This is a genomic window from Streptomyces sp. NK08204, from assembly GCF_020400585.1.
Lineage (GTDB): Bacteria > Actinomycetota > Actinomycetes > Streptomycetales > Streptomycetaceae > Streptomyces.
The window spans coordinates 1-26956 of the sequence record NZ_JAINVF010000035.1 but is presented as its reverse complement, the minus strand read 5'-3'; the positions used below and the strand labels follow the sequence as shown (position 1 = coordinate 26956).

The window sequence follows — 26956 nt, the reverse complement described above, 5'->3', positions numbered from 1 at the left end:
CCGGAGAAGCCGGCGGGCGAAGGTGAGACGAGTGTGAGAGCGCGGGCGTCAGTCCACGAACAGGCCCCGCGCCGCCGCGTTGGCGTCGAACTGCTCCAAGCGGGCCTGCGCGTCGGGCAGGTCGTCGCAGATCGCCTCCAGCAGCACCCGGCCGAGCAGCATCGGCGCGCAGGCGGTGTCGAAGGCGAGGCCGGTGCCGACGGCGGCGGGCAGCAGCAGGTCGGAGTACTTGGCGACCGGCGCGAACGCGGAGTCGGCGACCGTGACGACGGCCAGGCCGGCGTCCTTGGCGTAGGCGAGGGTGTCGACGACCTCGCGCGGGTGCCGGGGCAGGGCGAAGCACAGCAGCGCGGAGGCGCCCGCGCGGACGGCCGCGTCGATGCGGTCCTGGATCATCGTGCCGCCCTCGTCGAGCAGCCGGACGTCCGGGTGGACCTTGGCGGCGAAGTACGCGAAGCCGTACGCCTGCGAGGCGGCGGCGCGCAGCCCGAGGACGGGCAGCGGGCGGGAGGCGGCCAGCACACGGCCCGCCTGCTGCACCGGGCGCGGGTCGGCGAGCAGCTCGGCGAGGTGCTTCAGGTTCTCGATCTCCACCTCGACGGCCTGCTGGTACTCGTTGTGCGAGCCCGCCTCGGCGGCCGGTTCGACGGGCACGACCTCGCGCAGGTGCTTGCGCAGCGCGGGGTAGCCGTCGAAGCCGAGGGCGACGGCGAACCGGGTCACCGAGGGCTGGCTGACCCCGGCCAGTTCGGCCAGCTCGACGCTGGACAGGAACGGCACGTCGGCGGCCCGGCGCACCATGCTGTGCGCGATGCGCCGCTGGGTCGGCGTGAGCCGGTGCCCCTCGAAGAGCGCCTGCAACCGGTTCGCAGGGCTGTCGTTCGCGCTCATGATGACGTGGTCCCCCTCGCCTATTCAGTAGCTGAGGATTCTGCATGAGCATATGCAGAGCGGCAAGCGGTCGGCACGGACAGGGGGGTTGTCCCCAGTGCGGTGGGCAGGACGGCTTCTTACGGTGGAGCGCATGAGCGCACTGGACCCGAAGGAACTCGACGCCACTGTGCGGGCCCGCACGGAACTGGGCGCGGAGTACGACTCCGTGCTGATCGACTCGTTCCTGGAAAAGGTCGAGCAGCAGATCGACGAGACGGTGGACCGCCGGGTGCGGCGGCATCTGGCCGAGCGGCAGACGGCGACCGCACGTGAGAGCCGGCGGCCGAAGCCGGCCGACACCTGGGCCGAGCGCTACGGCTTCGCGCTGCTCACGCTGGTGCTGGCCATCCCGCTGTCCGCGATCGCCGGCGCCCTGACGGGGCTGCCCGGGCTGGTGGCCGCCTGGAGCGGCATCGTCGGCGTCAACGCGGCCCAGGCCGTACGCCTCCACCCGGAGATCCTCCCCGGGCGCCGCGACCGGTGCGGCCACCAGGACTGAAGCTTGCTGACGGCATGGTGAAAGCGACGAACACCGCAAACCGTCGAAAATGAGCGGGGACCGCCGCACCCCCGTTTCCGGGGGGCGGGACGACGGCGGTCCCCGCGCGGGACGCGGGCCGGGTCAGGGCCGGGCTGCGCGTCCGTGGCGTCCATGGAGGTCCGGGAGCCGCTCCGGAGGTCCGTGACGCCGTTCGGCGTCGGTCTGGGCGGGGAGCCGCACCGGTGCTGACAGCCCGGGAGTTCCGCTCGCCCTTCCGACACCTCCAATCTGCCGGACCCGTGTTAAGCGAGTGCTGCGTGCACGTGACGCGTTCGTACCACTTCCGAAACGGCTCGAACGGCCACGGTCACCGCATGTTCGCCCCGGACACGGGCGGTTCACCGGAGGTTCGCTACTTGTTCCCGCCCTTGGCGAGGAAGGCCAGCAGGTCCTGCCGGCTGACCACACCGGTCGGCTTGCCCTCGACGAGGACGATCGCCGCGTCGGCCGAGCCGAGCACCGACATCAGGTCGGCGACGGGCTCGCCGGAGCCGACCTGGGGCAGCGGCGAGCACATGTGCTTCTCCAGCGGGTCGTCCAGGGAGGCGCGCTTGGAGAACAGGGCGTCCAGCAGCTCCCGTTCCACGACCGAGCCGACGACCTCGGCGGCCATCACGTCCGGGTGACCGGCGCCGGGCTTGACGACCGGCATCTGCGAGACGCCGTACTCCCGCAGCACCTCGATGGCCTGGCCGACCGTCTCGTCCGGGTGCATGTGCACCAGGGACGGCATGGCGCCGTGCGCCTTGTCGGACAGGACGTCCCCGACGCGGGCGCTGGGGCCCTCGTCCGCCAGGAAGCCGTAGTCGGCCATCCACTCGTCGTTGAAGATCTTGCTGAGGTAGCCCCGCCCGCTGTCCGGGAGCAGCACCACCACGACGTCGTCGGGACCGAGCCGCTCGGCGACGCGCAGCGCGGCGACGACGGCCATGCCGCAGGAGCCGCCGACGAGCAGGCCCTCCTCCTTGGCCAGCCGGCGGGTCATCTGGAAGGAGTCCTTGTCGGACACGGCGACGATCTCGTCCGCGACGGTGCGGTCGTAGGCGGTCGGCCAGAAGTCCTCACCGACTCCCTCGACCAGGTACGGGCGCCCGGAGCCGCCGGAGTACACGGACCCCTCGGGGTCGGCGCCGATGACCTTGACCTTGCCACCGCTGGCGTCCTTCAGGTAGCGGCCGGTGCCGGAGATGGTGCCGCCGGTGCCCACGCCCGCCACGAAGTGGGTGATCTTCCCCTCGGTCTGCTCCCACAGCTCGGGGCCGGTCGAGTGATAGTGCGAGAGCGGGTTGTTGGGGTTGGAGTACTGGTCGGGCTTCCATGCCCCGGGGGTCTCGCGGACGAGGCGGTCGGAGACGTTGTAGTAGGAGTCCGGGTGCTCAGGGGCGACGGCCGTCGGGCAGACGACGACCTCGGCGCCGTACGCGCGCAGCACGTTGATCTTGTCGGTGCTCACCTTGTCGGGGCACACGAAGATGCACTTGTAGCCCTTCTGCTGGGCCACGATGGCCAGGCCCACACCGGTGTTGCCGCTGGTCGGCTCGACGATCGTGCCGCCGGGCTTCAGCTCACCGCTCTGCTCGGCCGCCTCGATCATGCGCAGGGCGATGCGGTCCTTCACGGAGCCGCCCGGGTTGAAGTACTCCACCTTGGCCAGGACGGTCGCCTGGATTCCCTGGGTCACGCTGTTGAGCCGCACCAGCGGGGTGTTGCCGACGAGGCTGATCATCGAGTCGTGGAATTGCACCGTTGTCTCCGGTTGCTTGCAAAAAGAGTGGTCGTAGTGGTCAAGCCAGCGTACGGCCCCAGGGTGACGCGCGGAGGGCGTTCACTCCCTGTCGAGATTGGCGCACCGGGGGTGCGGGGCAAGGAGTGGTTGTACGGCTACGAGGAGGTGGCGGCGACGCATGACGAACCTGTCGAGGGCGAGAGTGGCCCGGCGCATCGCGGCCGGAGCGGCGTACGGCGGCGGCGGGGTCGGGCTCGTGGGCGCGGCGGCCGTCGGACTCCTGCTGGCCGAGATGCAGATGGCGCGGCGCCATGTGGGCAACGGCGGCGCCGGGCGGGTGCCGGTGGCCGACGGCCTGTACGGCCGGGTGTACGACGTCCCCGGCGAACCTCCCCTCAGACTGACCCTGCTCGGTGACTCCACCGCCGCTGGACAGGGGGTGCACCGCTCGGGGCAGACACCGGGGGCGTTGCTGGCGTCGGGACTGGCGGCGGTGGCGGAACGTCCGGTGGTGCTGCGCAATGTGGCCCTCCCCGGCGCCCAGTCCGACGACCTGGACCGCCAGGTGGCGCTGGTGCTGTCGTCGCCCTTTCCCGTCCCGGACGTGTGCGTGATCATGATCGGCGCGAACGACGTGACGCATCGGATGCCGCCGACGCGCTCGGTACGGCATCTGTCGGCGGCGGTGCGGCGGCTGCGCACGGCCGGCGCGGAGGTGGTGGTGGGGACCTGCCCCGACCTCGGCACCATCGAGCCGGTGCAGCAGCCGTTGCGCTGGCTGGCCCGGCGGGCCTCGCGGCAGCTGGCGGCGGCGCAGACGATCGGGGTGATCGAGCAGGGCGGGCGGACGGTGTCGCTGGGTGACCTGCTGGGGCCGGAGTTCGAGGCGAACCCGCGCGAGCTGTTCGGGCCGGACAACTACCACCCCTCCGCCGAGGGGTACGCCACGGCGGCGATGGCGGTCCTGCCGACGGTGTGCGCGACGCTGGGCCTGTGGCCGGCGGAGGAGGAACGGCCGGACGTCTCCCGCCGCGAGGGCTTCCTGCCGGTTGCCCGCGCTGCGGCCGAGGCGGCGTCGGAGGCGGGTACGGAGGTCACGGCGGCGATGCCGACAGGTCCCCGGGGGCCTTGGGCCCTGCTCAAGCGCAGGCGCCGCCGCCGGGTGCCGGAGGCGGAACCGGCGGCCCCGTCCCCCTGACCCCTGGGGGCTCGCCACCTGCTGGGGGGCTCGCCCTCATCAGGGCCCCGCTTCCCCTCCGGCCCGCCGAGCCGGGTGGGCAGGCGGCAGGCGGCAGGCGGCAGGCGGCAGGCGGCAGGCGGCAGGCGGCAGGCGGCAGGCCCGAGGGTAAGCCAAGCAAGCGCTTAGACAATTGCGGCCAGGGTCACACCGCCACACGCGTGACCTGGCCCATACGTGCGGGTAACTTCCCACTCGACCCGCCCATCCGCCCGTCCTGTTCGTCAATGGAGCCGTGATGCCCGAAGCCGTCATCGTCTCGACCGCCCGTTCCCCGATCGGCCGCGCTTTCAAGGGCTCCCTCAAGGACCTGCGCCCGGACGACCTCACCGCCACGATCATCCAGGCCGCCCTCGCCAAGATCCCCGAGCTGGACCCGCGCGACATCGACGACCTGATGCTCGGCTGCGGTCTGCCCGGCGGCGAGCAGGGCAACAACCTCGGCCGGATCGTCGCCGTACAGATGGGCATGGACCACCTGCCGGGCTGCACGATCACCCGGTACTGCTCCTCCTCGCTGCAGACCTCCCGCATGGCCCTGCACGCCATCAAGGCCGGCGAGGGCGACGTCTTCATCTCGGCCGGTGTCGAGATGGTCTCCCGGTTCGTCAAGGGCAACTCGGACAGCCTGCCGGACACGCACAACCCGTTCTTCGCCGAGGCGGAGGCCCGTACGGCAGCCGTCGCCGAGCAGGAGGGCACGACCTGGCACGACCCGCGCGAGGACGGCCTCGTCCCGGACGCCTACATCGCGATGGGCCAGACCGCCGAGAACCTCGCCCGCTGGAAGGGCGTGACCCGCCAGGACATGGACGAGTTCGGCGTCCGCTCGCAGAACCTCGCCGAGCAGGCCATCAAGAACGGCTTCTGGGAGCGCGAGATCACCCCGGTGACCCTCCCCGACGGCACGGTCGTCAGCAAGGACGACGGCCCGCGCGCCGGCGTCACGCTGGAGGGTGTCTCCGGCCTGAAGCCGGTCTTCCGCCCGGACGGGCTCGTCACCGCCGGCAACTGCTGCCCGCTCAACGACGGTGCCGCCGCGGTCGTCATCATGAGCGACACCAAGGCCCGCGAGCTGGGCCTCACCCCGCTCGCCCGCATCGTGTCCACCGGCGTCTCCGGCCTGTCCCCGGAGATCATGGGCCTCGGCCCGGTCGAGGCCTCCCAGCAGGCCCTGCGCCGCGCCGGTCTCACCATCGACGACATCGACCTGGTCGAGATCAACGAGGCCTTCGCCGCCCAGGTGATCCCGTCGTACCGCGACCTGGGCATCGACATCGACAAGCTGAACGTGAACGGCGGCGCCATCGCCGTCGGCCACCCCTTCGGCATGACCGGCGCCCGCATCACCGGCACGCTCATCAACTCCCTCCAGTTCCACGACAAGCAGTTCGGCCTGGAGACGATGTGCGTCGGCGGCGGCCAGGGCATGGCGATGGTCATCGAGCGCCTCAGCTGATCGACGTTCGGTAGCGAACCGGACACCGTACGTCGGTCAAGGGTCCGGAACCCGGCAGGCCCCGAGGTTCCGGACCTTTTCGTGATCCAATCTCCCCCAGGATGTGACCTATATCCCTCGCCCGGGGTATCCGCGCAGGTCAACGGCGCTCCCCCGGAAACCCCGCAGCGAATGCCCTGTCCGTTTCGTGACATTACGCACTGACAGGTGGTTAGTCCGCCCTTCAAGCTGATGTAGGAAGTCGGGGGTCGACTTTGAACCTGGGAGTAAGTCAGTGAGCGCCATGCCGATCGCCCTGCTGCTCACCACGGCTGCCACCGGCGCCGTGGGCGTCGCCGTCCTGCGTACCGTGCTGAAGCTGCGCCGCCAGCTCTCGGAGCTGCAGCGGCAGCTCGCCGAGAACGAGGCGGCCACCACGCGCGCCCTGCTGCCGAGCGCCCGCAGCCACGCCGACGCCGAACAGATACGTGTCGCGGTGGCCGAGGCGCTGGCCGAGGAGCGGGAGAGGGAGCTGGCCGAGGCCCGTGCCTTCTGGGCGGCCCAGGAGGCACGTGACGCCTCCGACATGCCCTCCCTGCTCGGCCTGTCCGACAGCGACCTGTTCCTGCCCCGGCAGGCCGACTTCACGGGCCTGGAGCCGGTGTCCGAGCCGGCCGCCGACGCCGACGAGTTCTCCCCCAAGGACTTCGTCCAGGGCGGCACCTCCGCGGAATCCCCGGAGCTGGCCGCGGCCCGTCGCCGCCACCCCTCGCACCCGGACTTCGTCCCGGTGCAGTCGCCCATCGTGAACGACCACGAGCGAACCGTGAGCACGCTGGAGCAGCTGGCCGCCGAGCGCACGGAACTGTGCGACGTCCGCCCCGGCCCGCTCGGCACCCTCGACGTGTACGTCTTCACCGACGGCACCACCCTGTGCATGACGCCGGGCCACCGCGAGACGGCGGAGCACCTGGCGGCGGCCCTGCGGTCCGGCGAGTCCCCCTATCTCCTGGGCGGCTCAGGTGTCTCCGGCGCCTACACGCTGACCTTCGCGTGCGGCAAGGACGGCAAGGACACGGTGTACGTCCTGGCGGACCGGGTCATCGCGTCCCTGTGACACTCAGACCCCCGCCCGCTTGCGCGCCTCCTCCACCGCCAGCACGGCCCGTTCGACCTCGTCCTCGCTCCTGAGCACGAGGGCCAAGTCGTGCGCGGCGACGAGGATCTGGTCGGCCGCCGCGAACATGCCCGCGTCGGGCATCTCCCGGGGCTCGGCGTCCGGCGTCTCCAGGCGCTGCGCCCAGCACGCCAACTCCCGGGCCAGCGCCAGCGCCTCCGCGGCGGCGCCCCGCTGGAGCCGGCTCTGCGGCGCCGCCCGCAACCGGTCGGCGAAGTGATCCACGGCTTGGGTCAGGGGCGTCGTATCAACCACGAGCCAGAGCGTAACGTGCCCGGACTGTTGCCAAGACGCCAACGCTCGGGCACGGTGACGTGAAGGACCGGCTTCATCGATCGCGTCCGGAGGCGCCGATGTCCCAAGTCTTCTCCGAAGAGACCCACCGCAATCTGCTCGCCCGCATCCCCCACTGCACCGGTCGTGAAGTCTCCGACTGGCTGCGCGCCGTCGAAGAAGGCCCGGCACTCTTCCGCTTCGAGGAAAAGGTCAGCTGGCTCCGGCACGAGTACGACCTCGCGTACGGCCACGCCAAGGCCATCGTCCATGAGTACGACTTGAGGAGGGCGGCCCGAAAGCTGCTCTGAGACGCCGAGAGGGCCCCGGGTGGAACCCGGGGCCCTCTCGCATCACTCGGCTCCCGCTCGGCCGGAGCTCTCGCCCAGCCGATCCGGTCAGTCGTTGTTGGTGAAGATCGCCACCAGTCGCAGCATCTCCACGTAGATCCACACCAGGGTCATGGTGAGGCCGAAGGCGGCGAGCCAGGACTCGTTCCGCGGGGCGCCGTAGGCGATGCCGTCCTCGATCTGCTTGAAGTCGAGGGTCAGGAAGAACGCGCCGAGCACGATGGCGACGATGCCCACGAGCGCGCCGAGCGGGCCGAAGCTGCGCAGTCCGCCGTCCTCCGCGACGCCGAACGCGACCAGCAGCAGGTTGATCGCCATGACCACCATGAAGGCGAGGGCGATGGACAGGCCGACGCGGGCGTAGCGCGCGGTGACGCGGACCCAGCCGGCCTTGTAGACCAGCAGGGTCGCGGCCGAGACGGCCATGGTGCCGAGCACCGCCTGGAAGGGGGCGCCGCTCCAGCGGCTGTTGTACATCTCGCTGACGACACCGAGGAAGACGCCCTCGAAGGCGGCGTATCCGAGGATCAGCGCGGGCACCGGGGTGCGCTTGAAGCTCTGGACCATCGCCAGGACCATCGCCACGAGCGCGGCCCCGATGGCCAGGCCGTAGCTGGTGGCCGAGACCGGCAGCAGAGCCCAGGCGAGGACGGCACCCACGGCGACCGTGCCGAGCGTGATGGCCGAGCGGACGACGACGTCGTCCATCGTCATCCGGTCGGTGGTGACCGGTGCCTGGGGCATGGCGCCGTACGGCGCACCCTGCTGGGCGTACGGGTTCTGGGCGTAGGGGTTCTGCGCGTACGGGTTGCCCTGTGCGTACCCGGCCTGCGGTGCGGTGTTGAAGCCGGCGTAGCCGTTGTCGCGGCTGAACCCCCGTCGCGAGAAGACCGGGTTGCTGCTCCTCATTTCACTCCTCCATGGCCAGCCTGTGCGGCCTTGGCGTCAAGGGTAATAGCTTGGCAAAGGATCATCCGTAATACCTGGGGAGGATCTTTCCCTTACCGTGCTGCGCCACACGCTACGCGGACAGCCTGCTCCCGGCTACGTCGGCCCCTCGCGCACCGGCAGGAGAACGGCGGGGTGAGGGAGGGAGGAGGGAGGAGGGAAGCGAGGCGGGAGGGAGAGGGCCGGGGGCCGGGGGAAGGGGGCAGGGAGGAGGGGAAGCGGAAGGAGAGAGTGCCCGGAGCCGGACTCGAACCGGCACGCCCGCGAAGGGGCAGCGAGGTTTAAGCTCGCCGTGTCTACATTCCACCATCCGGGCAGTACACGGGCTCCGCTTCGAGGCTCGAGACTATCGGCAGCCCCCTGTCGAACAACGGGCGCACGGAGCGATGTTGTCTTATTTTATTGATGCCTGAGTGTGCATCAGACCATGGAAGTCACCACGCGTACTTGTCAGTTAGCCTGGTGTGACCCCGGTCTGCCCGCACACGGAATGACGGAATTTCACCGTCAGAACAAGGGCGTGCCACCTGTTTCGCGCCAACCGCTCCGTCAGTCGACGAGCGCTGCTCCAGGCCCCCTCCAGCCCACCCCGAGGCCGGACGTCGTCCGGTCCGCCGTACTCCCCAGGTATGACACCGGCCCGCCGCGTGCGACCCGAGTCGCCCCCCGGAACCGGAACAGCGACTGACTTCAGGGGCGCGGCCCGCCGGGACGATGGAGGAGTCCCCACGAACCCACGTCGTCCCGACAGGAGCGCTGCCCCGTGACCACCACCCCCACCGCCGGCCGGACCACCGCCGTGGCCGCACGCGCCACGGAGCTGTCGAAGATCTACGGGCAGGGCGAGACCCGGGTGGTCGCCCTGGACCGGGTCTCCGTCGACTTCCGGCAGGCCGAGTTCACCGCGATCATGGGACCGTCCGGTTCCGGCAAGTCCACACTGATGCACTGCGTGGCCGGCCTCGACACCTTCTCCTCCGGGTCCGTGCGGATCGGCGACACCGAGCTGGGGTCCTTGAAGGACAAGCAGCTCACCAAGTTGCGCCGGGACAAGATCGGCTTCATCTTCCAGGCGTTCAACCTGCTGCCGACGCTGACCGCCCTGGAGAACATCACCCTTCCGATGGACATCGCGGGCCGTAAGGCCGACAAGGTCTGGCTGGACCAGGTCATCCAGATGGTGGGCCTGTCGGGGCGGCTCGGCCACCGGCCCTCCCAGCTCTCCGGCGGCCAGCAGCAGCGTGTCGCCGTCGCCCGCGCGCTCGCCTCCAAGCCCGAGATCATCTTCGGTGACGAGCCCACCGGGAACCTCGACTCGCGCTCCGGCGCCGAGGTGCTGGGCTTCCTGCGCAACTCCGTACGGGAACTGGGCCAGACGGTGGTCATGGTGACCCACGACCCGGTGGCCGCCGCCTACGCCGACCGCGTCGTCTTCCTGGCCGACGGGCAGATCGTCGACGAGATGCACGGCCCCACGGCCGACTCCGTCCTCGACACGATGAAGCAGTTCGACGCGAAGGGCCGGACCAGCTGATGTTCCGCACCGCCCTGCGCAACGTCCTCGCACACAAGACCCGGCTCCTGATGACCGTGCTCGCCGTCCTGCTCGGCGTGGCCTTCGTCTCCGGGACCCTGGTCTTCACCAACACCGTCTCCGACGCCTACCAGAACAGTTCCGCCAAGGGCTTCGACCAGGTCGACGTCGCCGTCCAGGCCAGGCACCAGGACTCCGAGGGCAACCGGGTCGGCCGGACGCCCGACCTGACCCAGGCGCTGCTCGACCGGGCCGCCAGGGTCCCGGGCGCCGCCTCCGCCACCGGTGTCGTCAGCGGCTTCACCGCGATCGCCGGCAAGGACGGCAAGCTGGTCGGCGGCGGCTGGCAGTCCGAGGGCGGCAACTACTGGGGCACCAAGGACGCCCGGTACCCGCTGACCGCCGGGCACGCCCCGCACGGCAGGGGCGAGGTGCTGATCGACTCGAGGACCGCGGAGCGCACCGGCTACCGGGTCGGCGACACCGTGCGCCTCTCCGTCGACGGCCCCGTGCTCGCCCCGACCGTCAGCGGCATCTTCACCACCGACGACGGCAACGTGGCCGCGGGCGGCTCCCTCGCCCTGTTCGACACGCCGACCGCGCAGCGGCTCTTCGGGAAGACGGGCACCTACGACGAGATCGACGTACGGGCCGGGGCCGGCACGAGCCAGGCCGCGCTCAAGGCCCGGCTCGACCGGGCGCTGCCCTCGCACCTGGTGAAGACCACCACCGGCAAGCGGCTCGCCGACGACCAGGCGCAGGCCATCGCCGACGGGATGAGCGGGCTGCGCAAGGCCCTGCTGGTGTTCGCGGGCATCGCCCTGTTCGTGGGGACCTTCATCATCGCCAACACCTTCACCATGCTGGTCGCCCAGCGCACCAGGGAGCTGGCCCTGCTGCGGGCGGTCGGCGCCTCCCGCCGGCAGGTGACACGGTCCGTGCTGATCGAGGCGTTCGTCGTCGGTACGGTCGCCGGGGCGGCCGGTCTCGCCGCCGGTGTCGGCATCGGCGCGGGACTGCGCTCACTGCTGGGCTCCTTCGGCGCGACCGTGCCCGACGGGCCGCTGGTGATCACACCGGGCACCGTGGTGGCCGCCCTCGCGGTCGGCGTCGTCGTCACCGTGCTGGCCGCATGGCTGCCGGGCCGCCGGGCCGCGAAGATTCCGCCGGTGGCGGCGATGAGCAGCGTGCATGCCAGGGCCACCACCAAGTCGCTGGTACTGCGCAACACCATCGGCGCGCTGTTCGCGGCGGCCGGAGTCGCGGTCGTCGTCGCGGGCACGACGATGGACGGCACCGACGGCCAGGGTCCGATGGGCCTGGGCGCGGTCCTGCTGATCATCGGCGTGTTCGTCCTGACCCCGCTGCTGTCCCGCCCGCTGATCGCGGCGGCGGCTCCGGTGCTGCGCGTGTTCGGCGTCTCGGGCAGGCTGGCCCGCCAGAACTCGGTGCGCAACCCGCGCCGTACGGCGGCCACCGCGTCGGCGCTGATGATCGGCCTGACCCTGATCACCGGGATGACGGTGATGGCGGGCAGCCTGCAGAAGTCGATCGACAGGATGGCGAGTTCGGCGATCCGCGCCGACTACGTCGTGTCGATGGCCAACGCTTCCCCCCTCTCCCCCGACGTGGCCGAGAAGCTCGCCACCGCCGACGGCGTCACCGCCAGCAGCCCGCTGCGGGGCGGTGTGTCCCGCGTCGACGGCGAGACGGAGGATCTGACCGGCGTCGACGGCTCCACGATCGGCGAGCTGACGGACCTGAAGGTGACCGACGGCTCGTTCACCGTGGGCGGTTCGCGGGTCGTCGTCGACGAGGACAGGGCCGAGGAGCACGGCTGGCGGGCCGGTTCACGCTTCACCGCGCACTTCGAGGACGGAAGTGCCCGCACGCTGACGGTCGCGGGTGTCTACCAGGGCAACCGCCTGATCAACGGGATCATGCTCGACAGCAAGGTCCTCACCCCGCACCTGAAGGACCCCGCCGACATCCGGGTCATGGTCAGGATGGCGCACGGCGCGTCGGGCGCGGCCAAGGACGGGCTGGAGAGGACCCTCGGCTCCAACCCGGCGATCAAGGTCCAGGACAAGAAGGACGTCTCCCACGACATCGCCAAGATGTTCACGATGATGCTGAACATGGTCTACGGCCTACTCGGCATGGCGGTGATCGTCGCGGTCCTCGGCGTCATCAACACCCTGGCCATGTCGGTGGTCGAACGCTCGCAGGAGATCGGCATGCTCCGTGCGATCGGCCTGGACCGCGCCTCGGTCAAGCGGATGGTCCGTCTGGAGTCCCTGGTGATCTCCCTGTTCGGCGGGGTGCTGGGCATCGGGCTCGGCGTGTTCTTCGGCTGGGCGGCCGGTGAGCTGCTGGGGACGAGGATGCCGACGTACGAACTGGTCCTGCCCTGGGCCCGTATCGCGGTCTTCCTGCTGCTGGCGGGCGGGGTCGGCGTCCTGGCCGCCCTGTGGCCGGCCCGCCGGGCGTCCCGTCTCAACATGCTCGCGGCGATCAAGGCCGAGTAGCGTGCGGCGCACGAGGGGCCCGGCCGGCGCGGGGCCCCTCGTCGTTCCTTCAGCCGTTCCAGGTGCGCGGGCGCAGCGGCAGCCCGGAGGCGCCCGAGGCGGGGGCGCGGACGGCCAGCACCTGGTTGACGCCGAGCCGGTTGCGTTCGAAGGCGAGCGCGCAGGCCGCCATGTACACGCGCCAGACACGGGCCCGGCCGGGGCTGGTGAGGCGGACCACGCGGTCCCAGTCGCCCTCCAGGTTGGCGACCCACTGGCGCAGGGTGCGGGCGTAGTGCTCGCGCAGGGACTCCACGTCCCGCACCTCGAACCCGGCGCGCTCGAGTTGGGTGACGGTGGTGCCGAGGGGGGCGAGTTCGCCGTCGGGGAAGACGTAGGCGTCGATGAACTCGTCCACCCGGTAGGACGACTCGTCGCGCTGCGGCCGGCGGGCGATCTGGTGGTTGAGCAGCCGTCCGCCCGGTCCCAGCAGGGCGTGGAGGTCGCTCGCGTACGCCAGGTAGCGCTCGGCGCCGACGTGTTCGGCCATGCCGACGGAGGCGATCGCGTCGTAGGGGCCGTCCGCGACGTCCCGGTAGTCCTGCACCCTGATCTCCACCCGGTCGGTCAGCCCCTCGTCGGCGACCCGCTTGCGGGCGTAGCCGGCCTGCTCCTGCGACAGGGTGACGCCGACGACGGTGGCGCCGTGCTCACGGGCGGCGTGGATGGCCAGGGAGCCCCAGCCGCAGCCGACGTCCAGCAGTCGCTGACCGGGGGTCAGTCCGAGCTTGCGGCAGATCAGTTCGAGCTTGTCACGCTGGGCGGACTCCAGGGTGTCGCCGTTTTCGACGGCCCCCCAGTATGCGCACGAGTAGACCATCGACGGGCCGAGGACGATCTCGTAGAAGTCGTTGCCGACGTCGTAGTGGTGGCTGATGGCCCGCTTGTCGCTGTGCCGGGTGTGCAGATGCCGGCGCCGGCGCACCTCCTCGCGGGGCGGGGCGGGCGGGACGGGCGGCCCGGTGAGCTTCAGCAGCTCGGGCACGGCGGACCGGACGTCCGGGTCGCGCAGCGCCTGCACGAGGCCACGGGTGTCCTCCCCGCGCTCCCACACCAGTCCTGAGATGGCGTCGAGCAAGGTGTACAGGTCCCCCTCGATGTCCAGATCGCCGGAGACCCAGGCGCGGGCGAGGCCCAGTTCACCCGGCTTGAACATCATGCGGCGCAGGGCGCGCCGGTTGCGCAGGACGAGCACCGGCGCGTCCGGCGGCCCGGCCTGCGAGCCGTCCCACGCCCGCACGCGCACCGGAAGCGGCACTCCCAGCAGTTGCTCGGCAAGCCTGCACAGCCGCGACGCGGCGTCGGTCATGGCGCACACCTCCAAGACGGCGATCCGGGATGTCCGTTCCTACGTAAACACCCACGACCGCCCGGCACAGTCCCGCAAAGGAGTCACGGCCGTGCGAACACCCGTGCCGGGAAACGCCGAGGACCCCCCGCACCACGGATAGCGGGGGGTCCTTCGGGTGGATCGGTGACCGTCAGGTCAGGAGGCCTTGGCCTTCTCCTCGGTCTTGGGCGCGGCGGCGACCGGCGCCGGCTTGGCGGCCTCGTAGAACTCCTCGCGGGGGTTCTCCATGGCGCCCAGCGACACGACCTCGCGCTTGAGGAACATACCGAGCGTCCAGTCCGCGAAGATGCGGATCTTGCGGTTCCAGGTCGGCATCGCCAGACCGTGGTAGCCACGGTGCATGTACCAGGCGAGACGGCCCTTGAGCTTGATCTTCATCTTGCCGACGACGATCATCGCGACGCCCTTGTGCAGGCCGAGACCGGCCACCGCACCCTTGTTGGCGTGCTCGTACTCCTTCTGCGGGAAGCCCCGCATGCCGGAGATCACGTTGTCGCCGAGGACCTTGGCCTGGCGCAGCGCGTGCTGGGCGTTCGGCGGGCACCAGGCGTTCTCGTTGCCCGCCTTGCGGCCGACGAGGTCCGGGATCTGGGCGTTGTCACCGGCGGCCCAGATGTAGTCCGTGCCCTGCACCTGGAGGGTGGGCGCGGTGTCCACGTGGCCGCGCGGGCCGAGCGGGAGACCGAAGCGGGCGAGCGCCGGGTTCGGCTTGACGCCGGCGGTCCACACGATCGTGTTGGAGTCGACCTCCAGGCCGTTCTTCAGCACGACGTGGCCGTCGACGCAGGAGTCCATGGAGGTGGAGAGGTAGATCTCCACGCCCCGGCTCTCCAGGTGCTCCTTGCCGTACTGGCCGAGCTTGGGGCCGACCTCGGGCAGGATCTTGTCTGCGGCGTCGACGAGGATGAAGCGCATGTCCTCACGGGACACGTTCTTGTAGTACTTGGCCGCGTCCCGGGCCATGTCCTCGACCTCACCGATGGTCTCCGCGCCCGCGAAGCCGCCGCCGATGAAGACGAAGGTGAGCGCCTTGCGGCGGATCTCCTCGTCGGTCGTGGAGTCGGCCTTGTCCAGCTGCTCCAGGACGTGGTTGCGCAGGCCGATGGACTCCTCGATGCCCTTCATGCCGATGCCCTGCTCGGCGAGGCCGGGGATCGGGAAGGTGCGGGAGACCGCGCCCAGCGCGATGACCAGGTAGTCGAAGGGCAGCTCGTAGGCCTCGCCCACCAGCGGGGCGATCGTGGCGACCTTGCGGTCCTGGTCGATGGTGGTGACCCGGCCGGTGAGGACCTCCGCCTTCGGCAGCACGCGCCGCAGCGGGACGACGACGTGGCGAGGGGAGATGTTGCCGGCGGCGGCTTCGGGGAGGAAGGGCTGGTAGGTCATGTACGACCGGGGGTCGACGACCGTGACGGTCGCCTCTCCGTAGCGCATCTTCTTCAGGATGCGCCGAGCTGCGTACAGGCCTACGTACCCACCGCCTACTACGAGGATCCTGGGACGCTCCGTGGTGCTCATGCCATCGAGTATCCACCCGCTCAGGGAGGGGTGCTCGTGCGCCCCTTCACAAGCTCCTACAGGGCCTGTGTTAACATCCGCGGCCCACGTGACGCGGATCATGCGCGCGGGCGGGAATCCGCGGGTGGTCTGACCCGATGTCAAGGCCGCGTGAGCTGCCTCTCTGGGGGTTCGGGGACGTTGTGAGCGCCCCGCAACACGCCTGGAGCAGTCGCGTTCACGTCTCTTTTTCGGCCATCATCTGAACATGTTCAAACGAGTCTGGAGGCCCCGGAAGGGCCAACCGGCCCGCTTTCGGGGCCCTACTTGACCCCAATCCTTGTGAAGAACTTCACGAAGGTTTCCGACCGACCGTCACCGAGGGGCCCCTGAAGGGCCCCTCAGCCCGCTCAGACGTTATCCGACCTGCTCAGTCGGCTGCTACTGGCGAGTAACAAAAGAGAGCTACGCCACCAGCCCCGTGTCGGCTAGGCCACCGACCACGCGATGCCGTCGAGGATGTCGTGCTCGCTGACGACGACCTCCTCGGCCCCGGTCCGCTCCATGATCGCGAGCAGGACGAGGGCGCCGGCGCCGATGACGTCGACGCGGCCCGGGTGCATGGACGGGACGGTCGCGCGCTCGGCGTGCGTGGAGCGCAGCAGCCACTCGGTGATCTCGCGGACGCGTTCCCGGGAGATGCGGGAGTGGTGGATGCGCGCGGAGTCGTACTCGGGCAGGTCCTGGGCGATCGCGGACACCGTGGTGACCGAGCCGGCCAGGCCCACCAGGGTGCGCGCCTCGCGCAGCGGGACCGTGTCCCCGGCCAGGTCCAGGGCGGCCTCGATGTCGGCCCGCATCGCGGCGATCTCCTCCGCGGTGGGCGGGTCGCTCACCTTGCCGTCCCGCACCAGGTGCCGTTCGGTCATGCGCACGCAGCCGACGTCCACGGAGCGGGCGGCCCGCACCTGGTCGTCGCCGACGACGAACTCGGTCGAGCCGCCACCGATGTCCACGACGAGGTAGGGCCTGGTGAGGTCCTCACGGCCGGCGAGCTCCCTGGTCGCTCCCGTGAAGGAGAACTCGGCCTCCTGCTCACCGGAGATGACCTCCGGCTCGACACCGAGGATGTCCACGACACCGCGCACGAAGTCGTCCCGGTTCTCCGCGTCCCGGGAGGCGGAGGTGGCCACGAAACGCACCTTGGTGGCGCCGAGTTCGCGGATGACGTCCGCGTACTCGCGGCATGCCGCGAAGGTCCGCTCCAGCGCCTCGGGGGCCAGCCGGCCGGTGCGGTCCACGTCCTGGCCGAGCCGAACGATCGTCATGCGCCGGTCCAGCTCCAGCAGTTCACCGGTGGCCGGGTTCACGTCCGCGACGAGCAACCGGACGGAGTTGGTGCCGCAGTCGACGGCCGCGACCCGGGAGAACCCCTCGGGAACGAGCGGCCGCTGCGCGAAGAAGCCGCTGCGGACCTCGGCGGGGTCGAAGACGGCGCCCTCCTCGCCCGGGTGCTCGTCCCCCGGGTCGGGCGTCACGAGCGGCTGCACGCACGGGCCCTTGCTCCACCACTGCGGCAGCATCGCGATCGCCTCGTCGCCGAGCGGGTTGACACCCGGCCCGGCGGCCAGCGAGTGGGCCACGAGGACGTGCAGGCACTTCACGCGGTCCGGCATGCCGCCCGCGCTCGGGAAGCCCTGCAGGACCTCGATCTCGTCCCGGCGCCGGATGTAGTCCTCGTGCGCCGCGCGGTAGGCCGCCGCCAGCTCGGGGTCCGTCCGGAGCCGTTCGGTCATCTCCTTCATGACGCCGCTCGCCTCCAGCGTGCCGATCGCGGAGGCGGCGCGCGGGCACGTCAGGTAGTACGTCGTCGGGAACGGCGTGCCGTCGGGCAGCCGGGGTGCCGTCTCCACGACATCCGGCTGGCCGCAGGGGCAGCGGTGCGCGATGGCCCGCAGGCCCCTCGGCGGGCGGCCCAACTGCTGCTGGAAGGCCGCTACGTCGGCGTCGGTGGGCTCGGTGCGCGGGGTGGGCGGCGGAGGCGTTTCCATGGCTGCTTGTCGAAGGCTTTCTGTCGGTTCACTGATCGGAGGCGTCGGACTTGTCGACGCCGTCCCAGACGTTCGCGTACCAGGGCCGGCGGGCGGCCCCGAAGGCGGCGCGGGACTGCTTGGCCGCGCCGGGGTCGATGACCACGTACCCGGTCTCCCCGGGCATCACATAGTGCAGCCGGCGGCGGATCTGCTGCTCGGCGTAGGCGTCGTCCTGCCAGCGCGCCTTGAGGTCGCGCAGCTGCTCCACGCGTCGGCGGGCCTGCTCCTGCTGCCGCTGGAGGTCGGCGATCTCGGCACGCTGGGAGACGTACTGGCGCATCGGGTAGGCCAGGGCGACGATCAGCGAGCACAGCACCAGGGCGAGCAGGGCCGCCCGGCCGGTGAGCCGGGAGCGGCGGGCCTGCCGCCTGGTCTGGGAGCGGTAGACCCGGGCCGCGGTCTGCTCGCCGAGCAGGCGCAGCCTGGTCGCGGTGGAGAAACGGTCCCGGTCCCGCACCGCCATGTCCCCGCCTCCCGTTCATCCGTTCACGCACGCACGTCTCACCCGCGCGTACGTCTCACACGCGCGTACGTCCCCGGACACGGTACGGGACCGAGTACGGGGACGTACGTACGACTGGCTAAGGCTCACCCCGGGTCGGGTCAGCCCTTGGAGATCTCCGCGCTCCCCTTGAAGCGCGGGAACGCGCTGCGGCCGGCGTACACCGCGGCGTCGTCGAGGATCTCCTCGATGCGCAGCAGCTGGTTGTACTTGGCGACGCGGTCGGAGCGGGCCGGGGCACCGGTCTTGATCTGGCCGCAGTTGGTGGCGACGGCCAGGTCGGCGATGGTGACGTCCTCGGTCTCGCCGGAGCGGTGGGACATCATGCACTTGTAGCCGTTGCGCTGGGCCAGCTCGACGGCGTCGAGCGTCTCGGTCAGCGAACCGATCTGGTTCACCTTGACCAGCAGGGCGTTGGCGGTGCCCTCCTCGATACCGCGGGCGAGGCGCTCGGGGTTGGTGACGAACAGGTCGTCGCCGACCAGCTGGACCTTGTCGCCGAGCTTGTCGGTGATGACCTTCCAGCCGGCCCAGTCGTCCTCGAACAGCGGGTCCTCGATGGAGACCAGCGGGTAGGCCGCCACCAGCTCCTCGTAGTACTCCGTCATCTCGGCGGCGGAGCGCTCCTTGCCCTCGAAGAGGTACTTGCCGTCCTTGTAGAACTCGGACGCGGCGACGTCGAGCGCGAGCGCGATCTGCTCACCGGGGATGTAGCCGGCCTGCTTGATGGCCTCCACGATGAGGTCGAGGGCCTCACGGTTGGAGGGCAGGTTCGGGGCGAAGCCGCCCTCGTCGCCGAGGCCGGTGGACAGGCCCTTGGTCTTCAGGACCTTCTTCAGCGTGTGGTAGACCTCGGCGCCCCAGCGCAGGGCCTCGGAGAAGGACTCCGCGCCGATCGGGGCGATCATGAACTCCTGGATGTCCACGTTGGAGTCGGCGTGCGAGCCGCCGTTCAGGATGTTCATCATCGGCACCGGCAGCAGGTGCGCGTTCGGGCCGCCCAGGTAGCGGAAGAGCGGCAGGTCGCTGGCCTCGGAGGCGGCGTGGGCCACGGCCAGGGAGACGCCGAGGATGGCGTTGGCGCCGAGGGAGCCCTTGTTGTCGGTGGCGTCCAGGTCGAACATGGCCTGGTCGATCAGGCGCTGCTCGGTGGCGTCGTAGCCGACCAGCTCCGGGCCGATCTGCTCGATGACGGCGAGGACGGCCTTCTCGACACCCTTGCCCTGGTAGCGGTTGGGGTCGCCGTCACGCAGCTCGACGGCCTCGAAGGCGCCGGTGGAGGCGCCGGACGGGACGGCGGCACGACCCGTGCTGCCGTCGTCGAGGCCGACCTCGACCTCGACCGTGGGGTTGCCTCGGGAGTCCAGGATTTCCCGGGCTACGACGACGTCGATGGACGGCACGAGCATCTCCTTCTTGGGATGTGACGCTGGAAGTGCGGGGCGTGTGCCTTGTGGCGGTGCCTTGCGACTAGAGCCTAACCGTCCAGGGAGCGTCGGCCACCGACCGACCGTCCCGTGGACAGGCAAACCGTACCCATTGTTCACGCCCGGAACAAAGGGGGTCCGGGATGATTCCCGAATGAAGAGCGGGGAAAGCGCCGGGGTGGCGGGACGGCCGGACAGACAAAAACCCCGCCCCGGCGCGTACGGGGGAACACGCACCGGGGCGGGGGGACTGCGGGCCGCGCTTTACTTGAGGTGCAGCTGCTGGCCCGGGTAGATCAGGTCGGCGTTCTTGACGATGTCCTTGTTCAGCTCGAACAGCTTCTTCCAGCCGCCCTTGACGCCGTGCTTCTCGGCGATGGTGCTGAGGGTGTCACCCTTGACGACCTTGTACTCGCCGTCACCCTTCTTGACCTTCTTGCCGGCCGGGGTGGTGACGGTGGCCTTGCTCGTGCTCTTGCTCGCGGCGGGGGCCTTGCGCTCGGCGGAGCGGGAGGCGGCCTGGCCGGTGGAGCGGGTGGCGGCGGCCTTCGACGAGGTGGTCGCCGGGGCGGAGCCGTTGTACGGGGTGTTCGACAGGCGCGTGCCACAGACCGGCCAGGCGCCCTTGCCCTGGGCGGCGAGGACCTTCTCGGCGATGGCGATCTGCTGCGCCTTGGTGGCCTGGTTGGCCTGCGCGGCGTAGGCGGTGCCGCCGTAGGCAGCCCAGGTGGAGGCGGAGAACTGCAGTCCACCGTAGAAGCCGTTGCCGGTGTTGATGGACCAGTTGCCACCGGACTCGCACTGGGCGACGGCGTCCCACTCGGCGGCGGTGGCGGCGGAGGCGTGGCCGGCCGCCATCAGCGGGGCGGCGACAGCGGCACCGGCGACTCCGGCGAGCGCGAGAGCGCGGGTGGCTTTGAACGGACGACGGTGCTTGCCCTTACCGGTGAACAGCATGGATCGTTCCCCTCACCGACGCCTGCGAGGTGAGCTGTCGGGTTCGGGCCGGTTGAGTTGCCCGGCCGTGCCCCTTTCCGGGACACGGCTTCACCCCGAGCCCACGACCGACTCGACTGACGGTCGGGGCGCTTACCTTGGGTCCCCCGCTCCTGCCTACGGCGCATGACGCGACGACTGTTCCCGGGCAACCGCTGGCAGGATTCGGCGTTGCGAGTGCCGGGGCTCGTGGTGACGAGCGGTCCTGACCGTAGACACGCGGTCGGCGGAATTTCAAAGACGATCAGGGCTTCTGAGACCCATCCCACACTTTCACCAAACCGGACATTAGGTTATCAAGTGGGGCGCCAACTCCCGTTACTTCTGCCCCGTTTCCGCACCGACTTGCAGGGTCTGACCGGCAGTGATGTGGTCCGGGTCGGCGCCGATGACCTTCTTGTTGTGGTCGTAGAGCGCGTGCCACCCGCCGTCGACGTCGAGGGAGTCGGCGATGGAGCTGAGGGAGTCACCCTTGCGGACCTCGTAGCTGCCCGCGGCGCGGGATGCGTGACGTCCTGACGCTGCGGCATTCTGACCGTTTGTCACGCTTTCGTCCGCGCCGACCCCGCGGTGACGCCCCCCACCGCCCAGTGAGCCGGTGTCGACGAGGTTCCAGACACCGCCGTTCTGCCGGGAATTGTCTGAGTCGTCGATTTCCGGGGCAGTCGTGGCCGAACTGTCGCCACTGCCGCTTTCGTGGGGGTTTTGGGCGTCAGATGATGCGGACTTGTCCGGCTTGGGGGTTTCCATCCCCTTGCCGGAACCCGTGGAGTCGGCATCCGTGCTCGCGCCGGGGGACGGCGTGGCGGCCGAACCCGAGGAGGAGTCGGACGAAGGCGACGAAGGTGACGGGGACGAGGGAGACGAAGGGGAGGAGGATGTCGAGGAAGAAGGCGATGAAGGTGACGAAGGCGATGAATCCGACAGGCCGGACGAGCCGGAAGTGCCGGTGGAGTCGGACGAGCCCTTGGATCCGGAGGAGGCACCGGAGCCGTGCGAGCCCGCGCCCGAACCCGAGGACGGGTTTCCGACGCCGGTGTCGACGTGCACGGAGCCGGATTCGGCGGTCAGCCCGGAGAGCCTCGCGCAGGTGGCCCAGGGGGTGGTGCCCTGGTCGGCGAGGATCTTCTCGGCGACGGCGATCTGCTGCGAGCGGCTGGCCTGGTCGGCGCTGGAGGCGTACTGCTTGCCGCCGTACTTCTCCCAGTCGTCCTGGGAGATCTGCAGGCCGCCGTAGTACCCGCTGCCGGGGTCCGCACTCCAGGAGCCGCCGCTCTCGCACTCGGCCACCTTGTCCCACGTGGTGCCGTCGGCCGCGTTGGCGCTCGCCGCGCCGAGGAGGGGGATGGCGATGGCGGAGCCGGTCACTCCGGCCGCGACGAGGAGGGCCGGAGCTTGACGGGGGCGTCGGTGACGACCGTTCCCGGAGAGCATGCGGAAGCCTTTCGTGCGACAGCAGGACCGGCGTGGCAGGTGTTGCTGGGCGCCACACTGAGGGGTGAACGTATCCGCATACGATCACTCATCACAAGTTCATGCCGCGCAGATCACGCGCAGATCACATAGTTGATGATCCGTCAGATTGCTTGTCGTACCGGTTCGTTCACACGGTGCTGTCATGGGCTCTGTCAGGGACGGGGCTGAACTGGACCGGCAGGGTGCGCAGTCCGCGCATGATGAGCCCGCCGCGCCAGCGCAGCTCAGCCGGATCCACGGCGAGCCGCAGGTCGGCAAGGCGGGTGAACAGGGTGGCGAGCGCGGTCTGGCCCTCCAGGCGGGCGAGCGGTGCGCCGAGGCAGTAGTGGATGCCGTGGCCGTATCCGAGGTGCTGGTTGTCCCGGCGGGACAGGTCCAGCCGGTCGGGGTCGGCGAACCGCTCCGGGTCCCGGTCGGCGGCGGCGAGCACGACGAGCACCGGGTCCCCGGCGGCGATGTCCTGTCCGCCGATGGTGAGCGGCCGGGTGGCGAACCGCCAGGTGGCCAGTTCCACCGGGCCGTCGTAGCGGAGCAGTTCCTCCACGCCCGTCTCCAGCAGGTCCCGTTCCCCGGCGGCGAGGGACTGCTGGAACCGCTGCCGCTGTCCTGGGTGGGTGAGCAGGGCGTAGGTGCCGTTGCCGATGAGGTTGACGGTCGTCTCGAAACCGGCGAAGAGCAGGATGAAGGCCATGGCGGCAGCCTCGTTCTCGGTGAGGTGCTCGCCATGGTCGGAGGCGCGGATCAGGCCCGAGATCAGGTCCTCGCCGGGGGTGGGCTCGGCGGGCAGCGCGGCCCGTTTCCGATGGATCAGCTCGGCGAGATAGCCCCGCATCTTCTTCACCGACCGGGCGACACCGCCCCGGGGCCCTCCCCCGTGCCGGATCATCATGCCCGCCCAGTCCCGGAAGTCGTCCTGGTCCTCTCGCGGGACGCCGAGCATGTCGCAGATGGCGTAGATGGGGAGCGGGAAGGCGAAGTCGTGGATGAGGTCGGCGCAGCCCTGCGCCGCGAACCGGTCGATGAGCTGGTCGGTGAGTTCCTGCACCCGGGGCGCGAACTCGGCGACCCGGCGCGGCGTGAACGCCTTGCTGACGAGCCGGCGCAGCCGGGTGTGGTCCGGCGGGTCGATGTTCAGCAGATGCGTCATCAGCTCGGCCTTGCGCTCACCGGGGATGCCGGTCTTGCCCTTGGCGTGCGCGGGCTCGTCGTGATGCGCCGGGTTCTTGCTCAGCCGCTGGTCGGCGAGCGCCTGCCGGGCATCGGCGTACCGGGTCACCAGCCATGCCTCCACCCCGCTGGGCAGCCTCGTCCGGTGCACGGGGGCATGCTCCCGCAGCCAGGCGTAGGCCGGGTACGGATCGGCGGCGAACTCCCAGGTGAAGAGTTCAGGGGCGGGGGTGGGAGCGCCGGGTTCGTGGCGTGGGTCGGGCTGGTCGGTCACTCCTTGACGGTATCCGGCTCGGGGGCGTGGGCGCGGCCGGGTGGCGGGGGGAAGGATTCGGGGATGCCTTGCGGGTCTACGGCAGCCGCCCTACGGAACCAGTCCGCGGCCTCCTCGTTCTTGCCCTCTTTCATCAGCAGCTCGGCTATGCGCAGCTCGGCGTACGCGGCACCTCGCTCATGACCCTTGCGGTACCAGGTCAGCGCCTCCTCCTCCCGGCCCAGATCCTCCAGTTCCAGGCCGAGGTTGACCGCCGCGGACGGGTTGCCGCCCTCCGCCGCCTGGCGGAAGACGGGCTCGGTCTCGGCCTCGTCGTCGTGCTTCACGTTGCTGAGGAAGACGCCGAGACTGTTGGCGGCGCGCACGTCACCCCATTCCATCCCGTAGCGAAGCCACTTCTCCGCCTCCGGTACGGCCCAGTTGCTCAGCAGGACGCCGAGGCTCCCCGCGACCTGGTGGTGCCCCGCAGCCACGGCCTTCAGGTACCAGTGGAACGCCTCGTCCTCGCGTCCCGACCCCACCACCATGTCGCCCAGCTCATGCGCCGCCGCCCCGTTTCCCGCCTCCGCGGCCGCCCGCAGCCAGCGCTCGGCCTGGCTGCGGTGCATCCGCGCGAGGTGCAGTACGGCCCAGGAGTCCCCGCTCTCGGCGGCGATCTCCAGATAAGGGAGCGCCTCCTGCTCCTTGCCTTCCTCCAGCAGGATCTCCGCCACGTCCGCCGCCGCCGGGCCGTGTCCCGCGTCGGCCGCTCGGCGCAGCAAGGACACGCCTTCGTCGCCCTCGGTGCGGACCGCGAGGCTGAATGTCGCCTCCACGTCCCCGGCCTCGATCCGCGAACGCAGCGCCGCGTGGGCCGCGCCGAGAACCGCCTCGCGGTCCAGCGGCTCCCCCAGCGCTGCCGCGTCCAGCAGCGTCCACCACACCTCGTCCGGTACCGGCTCCAGGTCCCCCGATCCCAGCGCCTCGGCGACCAGTGCCCCGTACGCCCGCCAGGTGTCGCGCTCGTCGCCCGCCACGAGCAGTCCCGACACCCCGAACATCGGCGCCGTCGCCCAGGCGAACGCGTCCTCGAAGGACTCCCCCTTCTCCGTCTCCTCCCCTGTGTACCGCTCGTGGACACTCTTGATCAGATGGGCCGGCACCGCCCCCGTGACCCCGCACCGGGCGAGGTCGACCGCCGCCCGGACCAGCAGTTGCCCGCGCGGGTGAGCCTGCCGCGTACCCTCCCGCTGCCACTCGTCGAACAGCAGGTGCCCGACCGCGAAGTAGGAGGCCGCCCCCTCCCGGCCGCTCCACATGTACGCCGGGTACGCGCGCGGGTCGTCGTCCGCCGCCAGCCGTTGCAGCTCGGACTCGCTCCACTCCCGCTCCAGCACCACCGTGCGGGCCGCGGCGACGACCCGGTCGCCGGAGGCGGTCCCGGCGCGGCGCCGGTAGTACTCGCTGGGGGTCATCGTGGCGAGCACGACCGCCCCGAGTTCGTTGAGCCGCCCCAGCAGCCGCAGGTTCAGCCCGCCCGTCCCCAGGTGCTCGGCCAGCTCGTCCAGCCAGATGACGTAGATGCCGGGGTCGTCCCGCAGGGCGGCGACCAGGGGGCGCAGGTCTTCGCCCGGGTACGGCGTGTACAGCCGGTGGTCCTCCCGTAAGCGCACGCCGTGCCACGCGGTGTACGACTTGCCCGCGTACGGTTCGCCCAGGATCAGCACGAGGCCGGGACGGGCGAGCTGTGCGCACAGGTCCTCGTCGCGGTCACGCGTCACGTACGGCGGCACGTCGGGCAGCCCCGGCACCAGCCGGGTCGGGTGCACGCCGAACGCGAACGGCCCCACCTGGTCGATCGGCCTCCACTCCGCGGGTGCGGCGACGCCGCCGTAGTGGTTGTGCTGCACTCCCACGACCGGGGCCTGGAAGGTGCCGGCGCGGAAGTCGACGTGGTCACTCGTGCGGGCAAGGTGTTCGACCCTGCCGGCCGCGCCGGCGACGTTCTGCGGCTGTGGCGTCGACGGGGGGAGGGACATGGTCGCGATGGCCACCAGTTCGATGAACGCCTCCCGGTCGCCGGTGCGCAGCTTCTCCAGGAGAGCGATCCTCGCCTCTGGCCCCAGCTTGTGCCAGCGGGCTGCGGCGTCGACGTCGCCGGACCTCATCAGCAGTTCCCTGACCCGCACCGATGTGGTCGCCGAGTAGCCGGCCACGCGCAGGAGCGCATTGCTCAGGTCCAGCAAGTCCGTCGCCACACCGGCCCCCACACCTCGCACCCGCCCGTTGGAGCAACGGTATCAAGCAGGCAGGCCCTCAGCAGCCCGTATCGCGTCCCGGTACACGCGGGCCGCCGCCCGCAGCGCAGCCTCCGGATCGACGCCGTCCGCCTCGGCGCGGACCGCGAGTTCCAGCAGTTCGTAGCCGATGCCCGCACCGCTCGGCAGGGGCACGTCCAGGCCCGCCGTGCGGACGCGGGAGGCGAGCTTGGCGGCGAGGGCGAGGCCGGGCTGGCCGAGGGGGACGCCCTCGGTCACGGAGGAGCGGCGCTTCTCCTCGGCCTTGGTGCGCAGCCAGTGCTCCTTGACGTCCTCCGGTGTCTCCGCCTTCTCGTCGCCGAAGACGTGCGGGTGGCGGTGGATCAGCTTGGCGACGATGCCGCCGGCCACGTCGTCGACGGAGAACGGCGCGTCCGGGTCCTCCTCGGCGATGCGGGAATGGAAGACGACCTGGAGCAGGACGTCACCCAGCTCCTCCCGCAGTTCGTCGCGGTCGCCGGCCTCGATGGCCTCGACCAGTTCGTACGCCTCCTCGATGCCGTACTTCGCCAGGCCCTCGTGGGTCTGCCGAGACGACCAGGGGCACTCGGCGCGGATGCGGTCCATGACCTGCACGAGGTCGAGGAGGCGGGCGCCGGGCAGGTCGTAGGAGGCAGGCAGGAGCTCCAGCTCCGGCATCCGGACACGGCCGGAGCCGGCGAGGCGGGCGAGGCCGTCGGTGAGGGCCGGCTCGCCCTCACCGGTGGCCACGACCACCGCGGTCCGCCCGCCGGCGCAGGCGTCGACCAGCTCCTGCGCGGTCGGGGACGCCTCCGCCACGTCTATCCCGGCCTCGCGCAGATACGGCAGCTGCGGATGCGCGCCGTCCGCGCACAGCACGGTGTCCGCGGCGCGCAGCGCCTGCCAGGCGGGCCACGACAGCAGGCCGGGTGCGACACGGTGGCTGGTGGTGAGCAGGACGACTCGGCCGGGGGCGGCGTCGGGGCCGGGGGCTTCGGGGCTGATTGCGTTCACGGTCCGAACGTAACCCACGGCGCGGAGGGAGCGACTTGGTTGTCCACAGGGGCCACCGATTCCCGTGACCGTATGACCGGTGGCCTGTCCCTCTCCGTCCCCCCGTCCCTCTCCGTCCCCCTGTCCCTGTCCCTCTCCCGTCCCTCTCCCGTGCCTGTCCCGTCCCTGTACCTGTAC

Annotated in this window: 21 protein-coding genes, 1 tRNA gene, 1 pseudogene and 1 riboswitch; of the genes and pseudogenes, 7 read left to right on the top strand and 16 right to left on the bottom strand. The window is 70.8% G+C overall.

Annotated elements, in window-relative coordinates; all coding sequences use genetic code 11:
• Nucleotides 1–48: 48 nt before the first annotated feature.
• Nucleotides 49–891: a MurR/RpiR family transcriptional regulator gene (locus K7G59_RS31925; protein ID WP_225840176.1), complete on the bottom strand. Its 843-nt coding sequence runs from the start codon at nt 889–891 to the stop codon at nt 49–51.
• A 133-nt stretch (nt 892–1024) separates the two neighbouring features.
• Between K7G59_RS31925 and K7G59_RS31920 the strand changes: the two genes are divergently transcribed.
• Nucleotides 1025–1432: a hypothetical protein gene (locus K7G59_RS31920; RefSeq protein WP_225840175.1), complete on the top strand. Its 408-nt coding sequence runs from the start codon at nt 1025–1027 to the stop codon at nt 1430–1432.
• A 394-nt stretch (nt 1433–1826) separates the two neighbouring features.
• Here K7G59_RS31920 and K7G59_RS31915 read toward each other — a convergent pair whose 3' ends face one another.
• A complete protein-coding gene (locus tag K7G59_RS31915) occupies nt 1827–3218 on the bottom strand; it encodes a cystathionine beta-synthase (RefSeq protein WP_225840174.1) in 1392 nt (463 codons plus the stop codon).
• Nucleotides 3219–3378: 160 nt separating this feature from the next.
• Here K7G59_RS31915 and K7G59_RS31910 point away from each other — a divergent pair, with 160 nt between their 5' ends.
• From K7G59_RS31910 to K7G59_RS31900, 3 genes are all read left to right on the top strand, one after another.
• Nucleotides 3379–4398 (top strand): SGNH/GDSL hydrolase family protein, encoded by a 1020-nt coding sequence (locus tag K7G59_RS31910; RefSeq protein WP_225840173.1) that lies wholly within the window; start codon nt 3379–3381, stop codon nt 4396–4398.
• Nucleotides 4399–4675: 277 nt separating this feature from the next.
• Nucleotides 4676–5896 (top strand): acetyl-CoA C-acetyltransferase, encoded by a 1221-nt coding sequence (locus tag K7G59_RS31905; RefSeq protein WP_225840172.1) that lies wholly within the window; start codon nt 4676–4678, stop codon nt 5894–5896.
• 274 nt (nt 5897–6170) lie between these two features.
• A complete protein-coding gene (locus K7G59_RS31900) occupies nt 6171–6992 on the top strand; it encodes a LapA family protein (RefSeq protein ID WP_225840171.1) in 822 nt (273 codons plus the stop codon).
• 3 nt (nt 6993–6995) lie between these two features.
• Here K7G59_RS31900 and K7G59_RS31895 read toward each other — a convergent pair whose 3' ends face one another.
• Complete coding sequence (locus K7G59_RS31895; RefSeq protein WP_225840170.1) at nt 6996–7307, bottom strand: hypothetical protein; 312 nt, start codon at nt 7305–7307, stop codon at nt 6996–6998.
• A gap of 98 nt (nt 7308–7405) precedes the next feature.
• Here K7G59_RS31895 and K7G59_RS31890 point away from each other — a divergent pair, with 98 nt between their 5' ends.
• The gene (locus K7G59_RS31890; protein ID WP_225840169.1) at nt 7406–7636 is read left to right on the top strand and encodes a DUF4287 domain-containing protein; all 231 of its coding nucleotides are present in this window, start codon (nt 7406–7408) and stop codon (nt 7634–7636) included.
• A gap of 87 nt (nt 7637–7723) precedes the next feature.
• Here the strand turns inward: K7G59_RS31890 and K7G59_RS31885 are convergent, their stop codons facing one another.
• Together K7G59_RS31885 and K7G59_RS31880 are read right to left on the bottom strand one after the other, a co-directional pair.
• Nucleotides 7724–8584, bottom strand: coding sequence for a Bax inhibitor-1/YccA family protein (locus tag K7G59_RS31885; RefSeq protein ID WP_225840168.1), 861 nt, complete (start codon nt 8582–8584; stop codon nt 7724–7726).
• 271 nt (nt 8585–8855) lie between these two features.
• A tRNA-Leu gene (locus tag K7G59_RS31880) sits at nt 8856–8939 on the bottom strand.
• 447 nt (nt 8940–9386) lie between these two features.
• Here K7G59_RS31880 and K7G59_RS31875 point away from each other — a divergent pair.
• Nucleotides 9387–10157 carry an ABC transporter ATP-binding protein gene (locus K7G59_RS31875; protein WP_225840167.1) on the top strand — a complete coding sequence of 257 codons (771 nt, stop codon included), beginning with the start codon at nt 9387–9389 and terminating at the stop codon, nt 10155–10157.
• Complete coding sequence (locus K7G59_RS31870; protein WP_225840166.1) at nt 10157–12685, top strand: ABC transporter permease; 2529 nt, start codon at nt 10157–10159, stop codon at nt 12683–12685. Before K7G59_RS31875 ends, K7G59_RS31870 begins: the two co-directional genes overlap by 1 nt.
• A gap of 49 nt (nt 12686–12734) precedes the next feature.
• Here the strand turns inward: K7G59_RS31870 and K7G59_RS31865 are convergent, their stop codons facing one another.
• From K7G59_RS31865 to K7G59_RS31815, 11 genes and pseudogenes are all read right to left on the bottom strand, one after another.
• Nucleotides 12735–14033: a cyclopropane-fatty-acyl-phospholipid synthase family protein gene (locus K7G59_RS31865; protein ID WP_225840165.1), complete on the bottom strand. Its 1299-nt coding sequence runs from the start codon at nt 14031–14033 to the stop codon at nt 12735–12737.
• Nucleotides 14034–14210: 177 nt separating this feature from the next.
• On the bottom strand, nt 14211–15593 hold the full coding sequence (locus K7G59_RS31860; RefSeq protein ID WP_225840164.1) for an NAD(P)/FAD-dependent oxidoreductase: 1383 nt from the start codon (nt 15591–15593) through the stop codon (nt 14211–14213).
• Nucleotides 15594–16060: 467 nt separating this feature from the next.
• Nucleotides 16061–16957, bottom strand: coding sequence for a Ppx/GppA phosphatase family protein (locus tag K7G59_RS31855; protein WP_225840201.1), 897 nt, complete (start codon nt 16955–16957; stop codon nt 16061–16063).
• Nucleotides 16958–17221: 264 nt separating this feature from the next.
• Nucleotides 17222–17623, bottom strand: a pseudogene (locus K7G59_RS31850) (DUF501 domain-containing protein); the annotation flags it as partial.
• A 28-nt stretch (nt 17624–17651) separates the two neighbouring features.
• Nucleotides 17652–18128 (bottom strand): septum formation initiator family protein, encoded by a 477-nt coding sequence (locus K7G59_RS31845; protein ID WP_225840163.1) that lies wholly within the window; start codon nt 18126–18128, stop codon nt 17652–17654.
• A gap of 140 nt (nt 18129–18268) precedes the next feature.
• On the bottom strand, nt 18269–19576 hold the full coding sequence (gene eno / locus K7G59_RS31840) for a phosphopyruvate hydratase (protein ID WP_225840162.1): 1308 nt from the start codon (nt 19574–19576) through the stop codon (nt 18269–18271).
• Between the two features lie 282 nt (nt 19577–19858).
• Nucleotides 19859–20551 carry a transglycosylase family protein gene (locus K7G59_RS31835; RefSeq protein WP_225840161.1) on the bottom strand — a complete coding sequence of 231 codons (693 nt, stop codon included), beginning with the start codon at nt 20549–20551 and terminating at the stop codon, nt 19859–19861.
• 4 nt (nt 20552–20555) lie between these two features.
• Nucleotides 20556–20725, bottom strand: a riboswitch (cyclic di-AMP (ydaO/yuaA leader).
• A 183-nt stretch (nt 20726–20908) separates the two neighbouring features.
• Nucleotides 20909–22024 (bottom strand): transglycosylase family protein, encoded by a 1116-nt coding sequence (locus K7G59_RS35465; protein ID WP_225840160.1) that lies wholly within the window; start codon nt 22022–22024, stop codon nt 20909–20911.
• 169 nt (nt 22025–22193) lie between these two features.
• A complete protein-coding gene (locus tag K7G59_RS31825; RefSeq protein WP_225840159.1) occupies nt 22194–23507 on the bottom strand; it encodes a cytochrome P450 in 1314 nt (437 codons plus the stop codon).
• Complete coding sequence (locus K7G59_RS31820) at nt 23504–25744, bottom strand: tetratricopeptide repeat protein (RefSeq protein ID WP_225840158.1); 2241 nt, start codon at nt 25742–25744, stop codon at nt 23504–23506. Before K7G59_RS31820 ends, K7G59_RS31825 begins: the two co-directional genes overlap by 4 nt.
• A 42-nt stretch (nt 25745–25786) precedes the next feature.
• A complete protein-coding gene (locus tag K7G59_RS31815) occupies nt 25787–26779 on the bottom strand; it encodes a nucleoside triphosphate pyrophosphohydrolase (RefSeq protein ID WP_225840157.1) in 993 nt (330 codons plus the stop codon).
• Nucleotides 26780–26956: the final 177 nt, after the last annotated feature.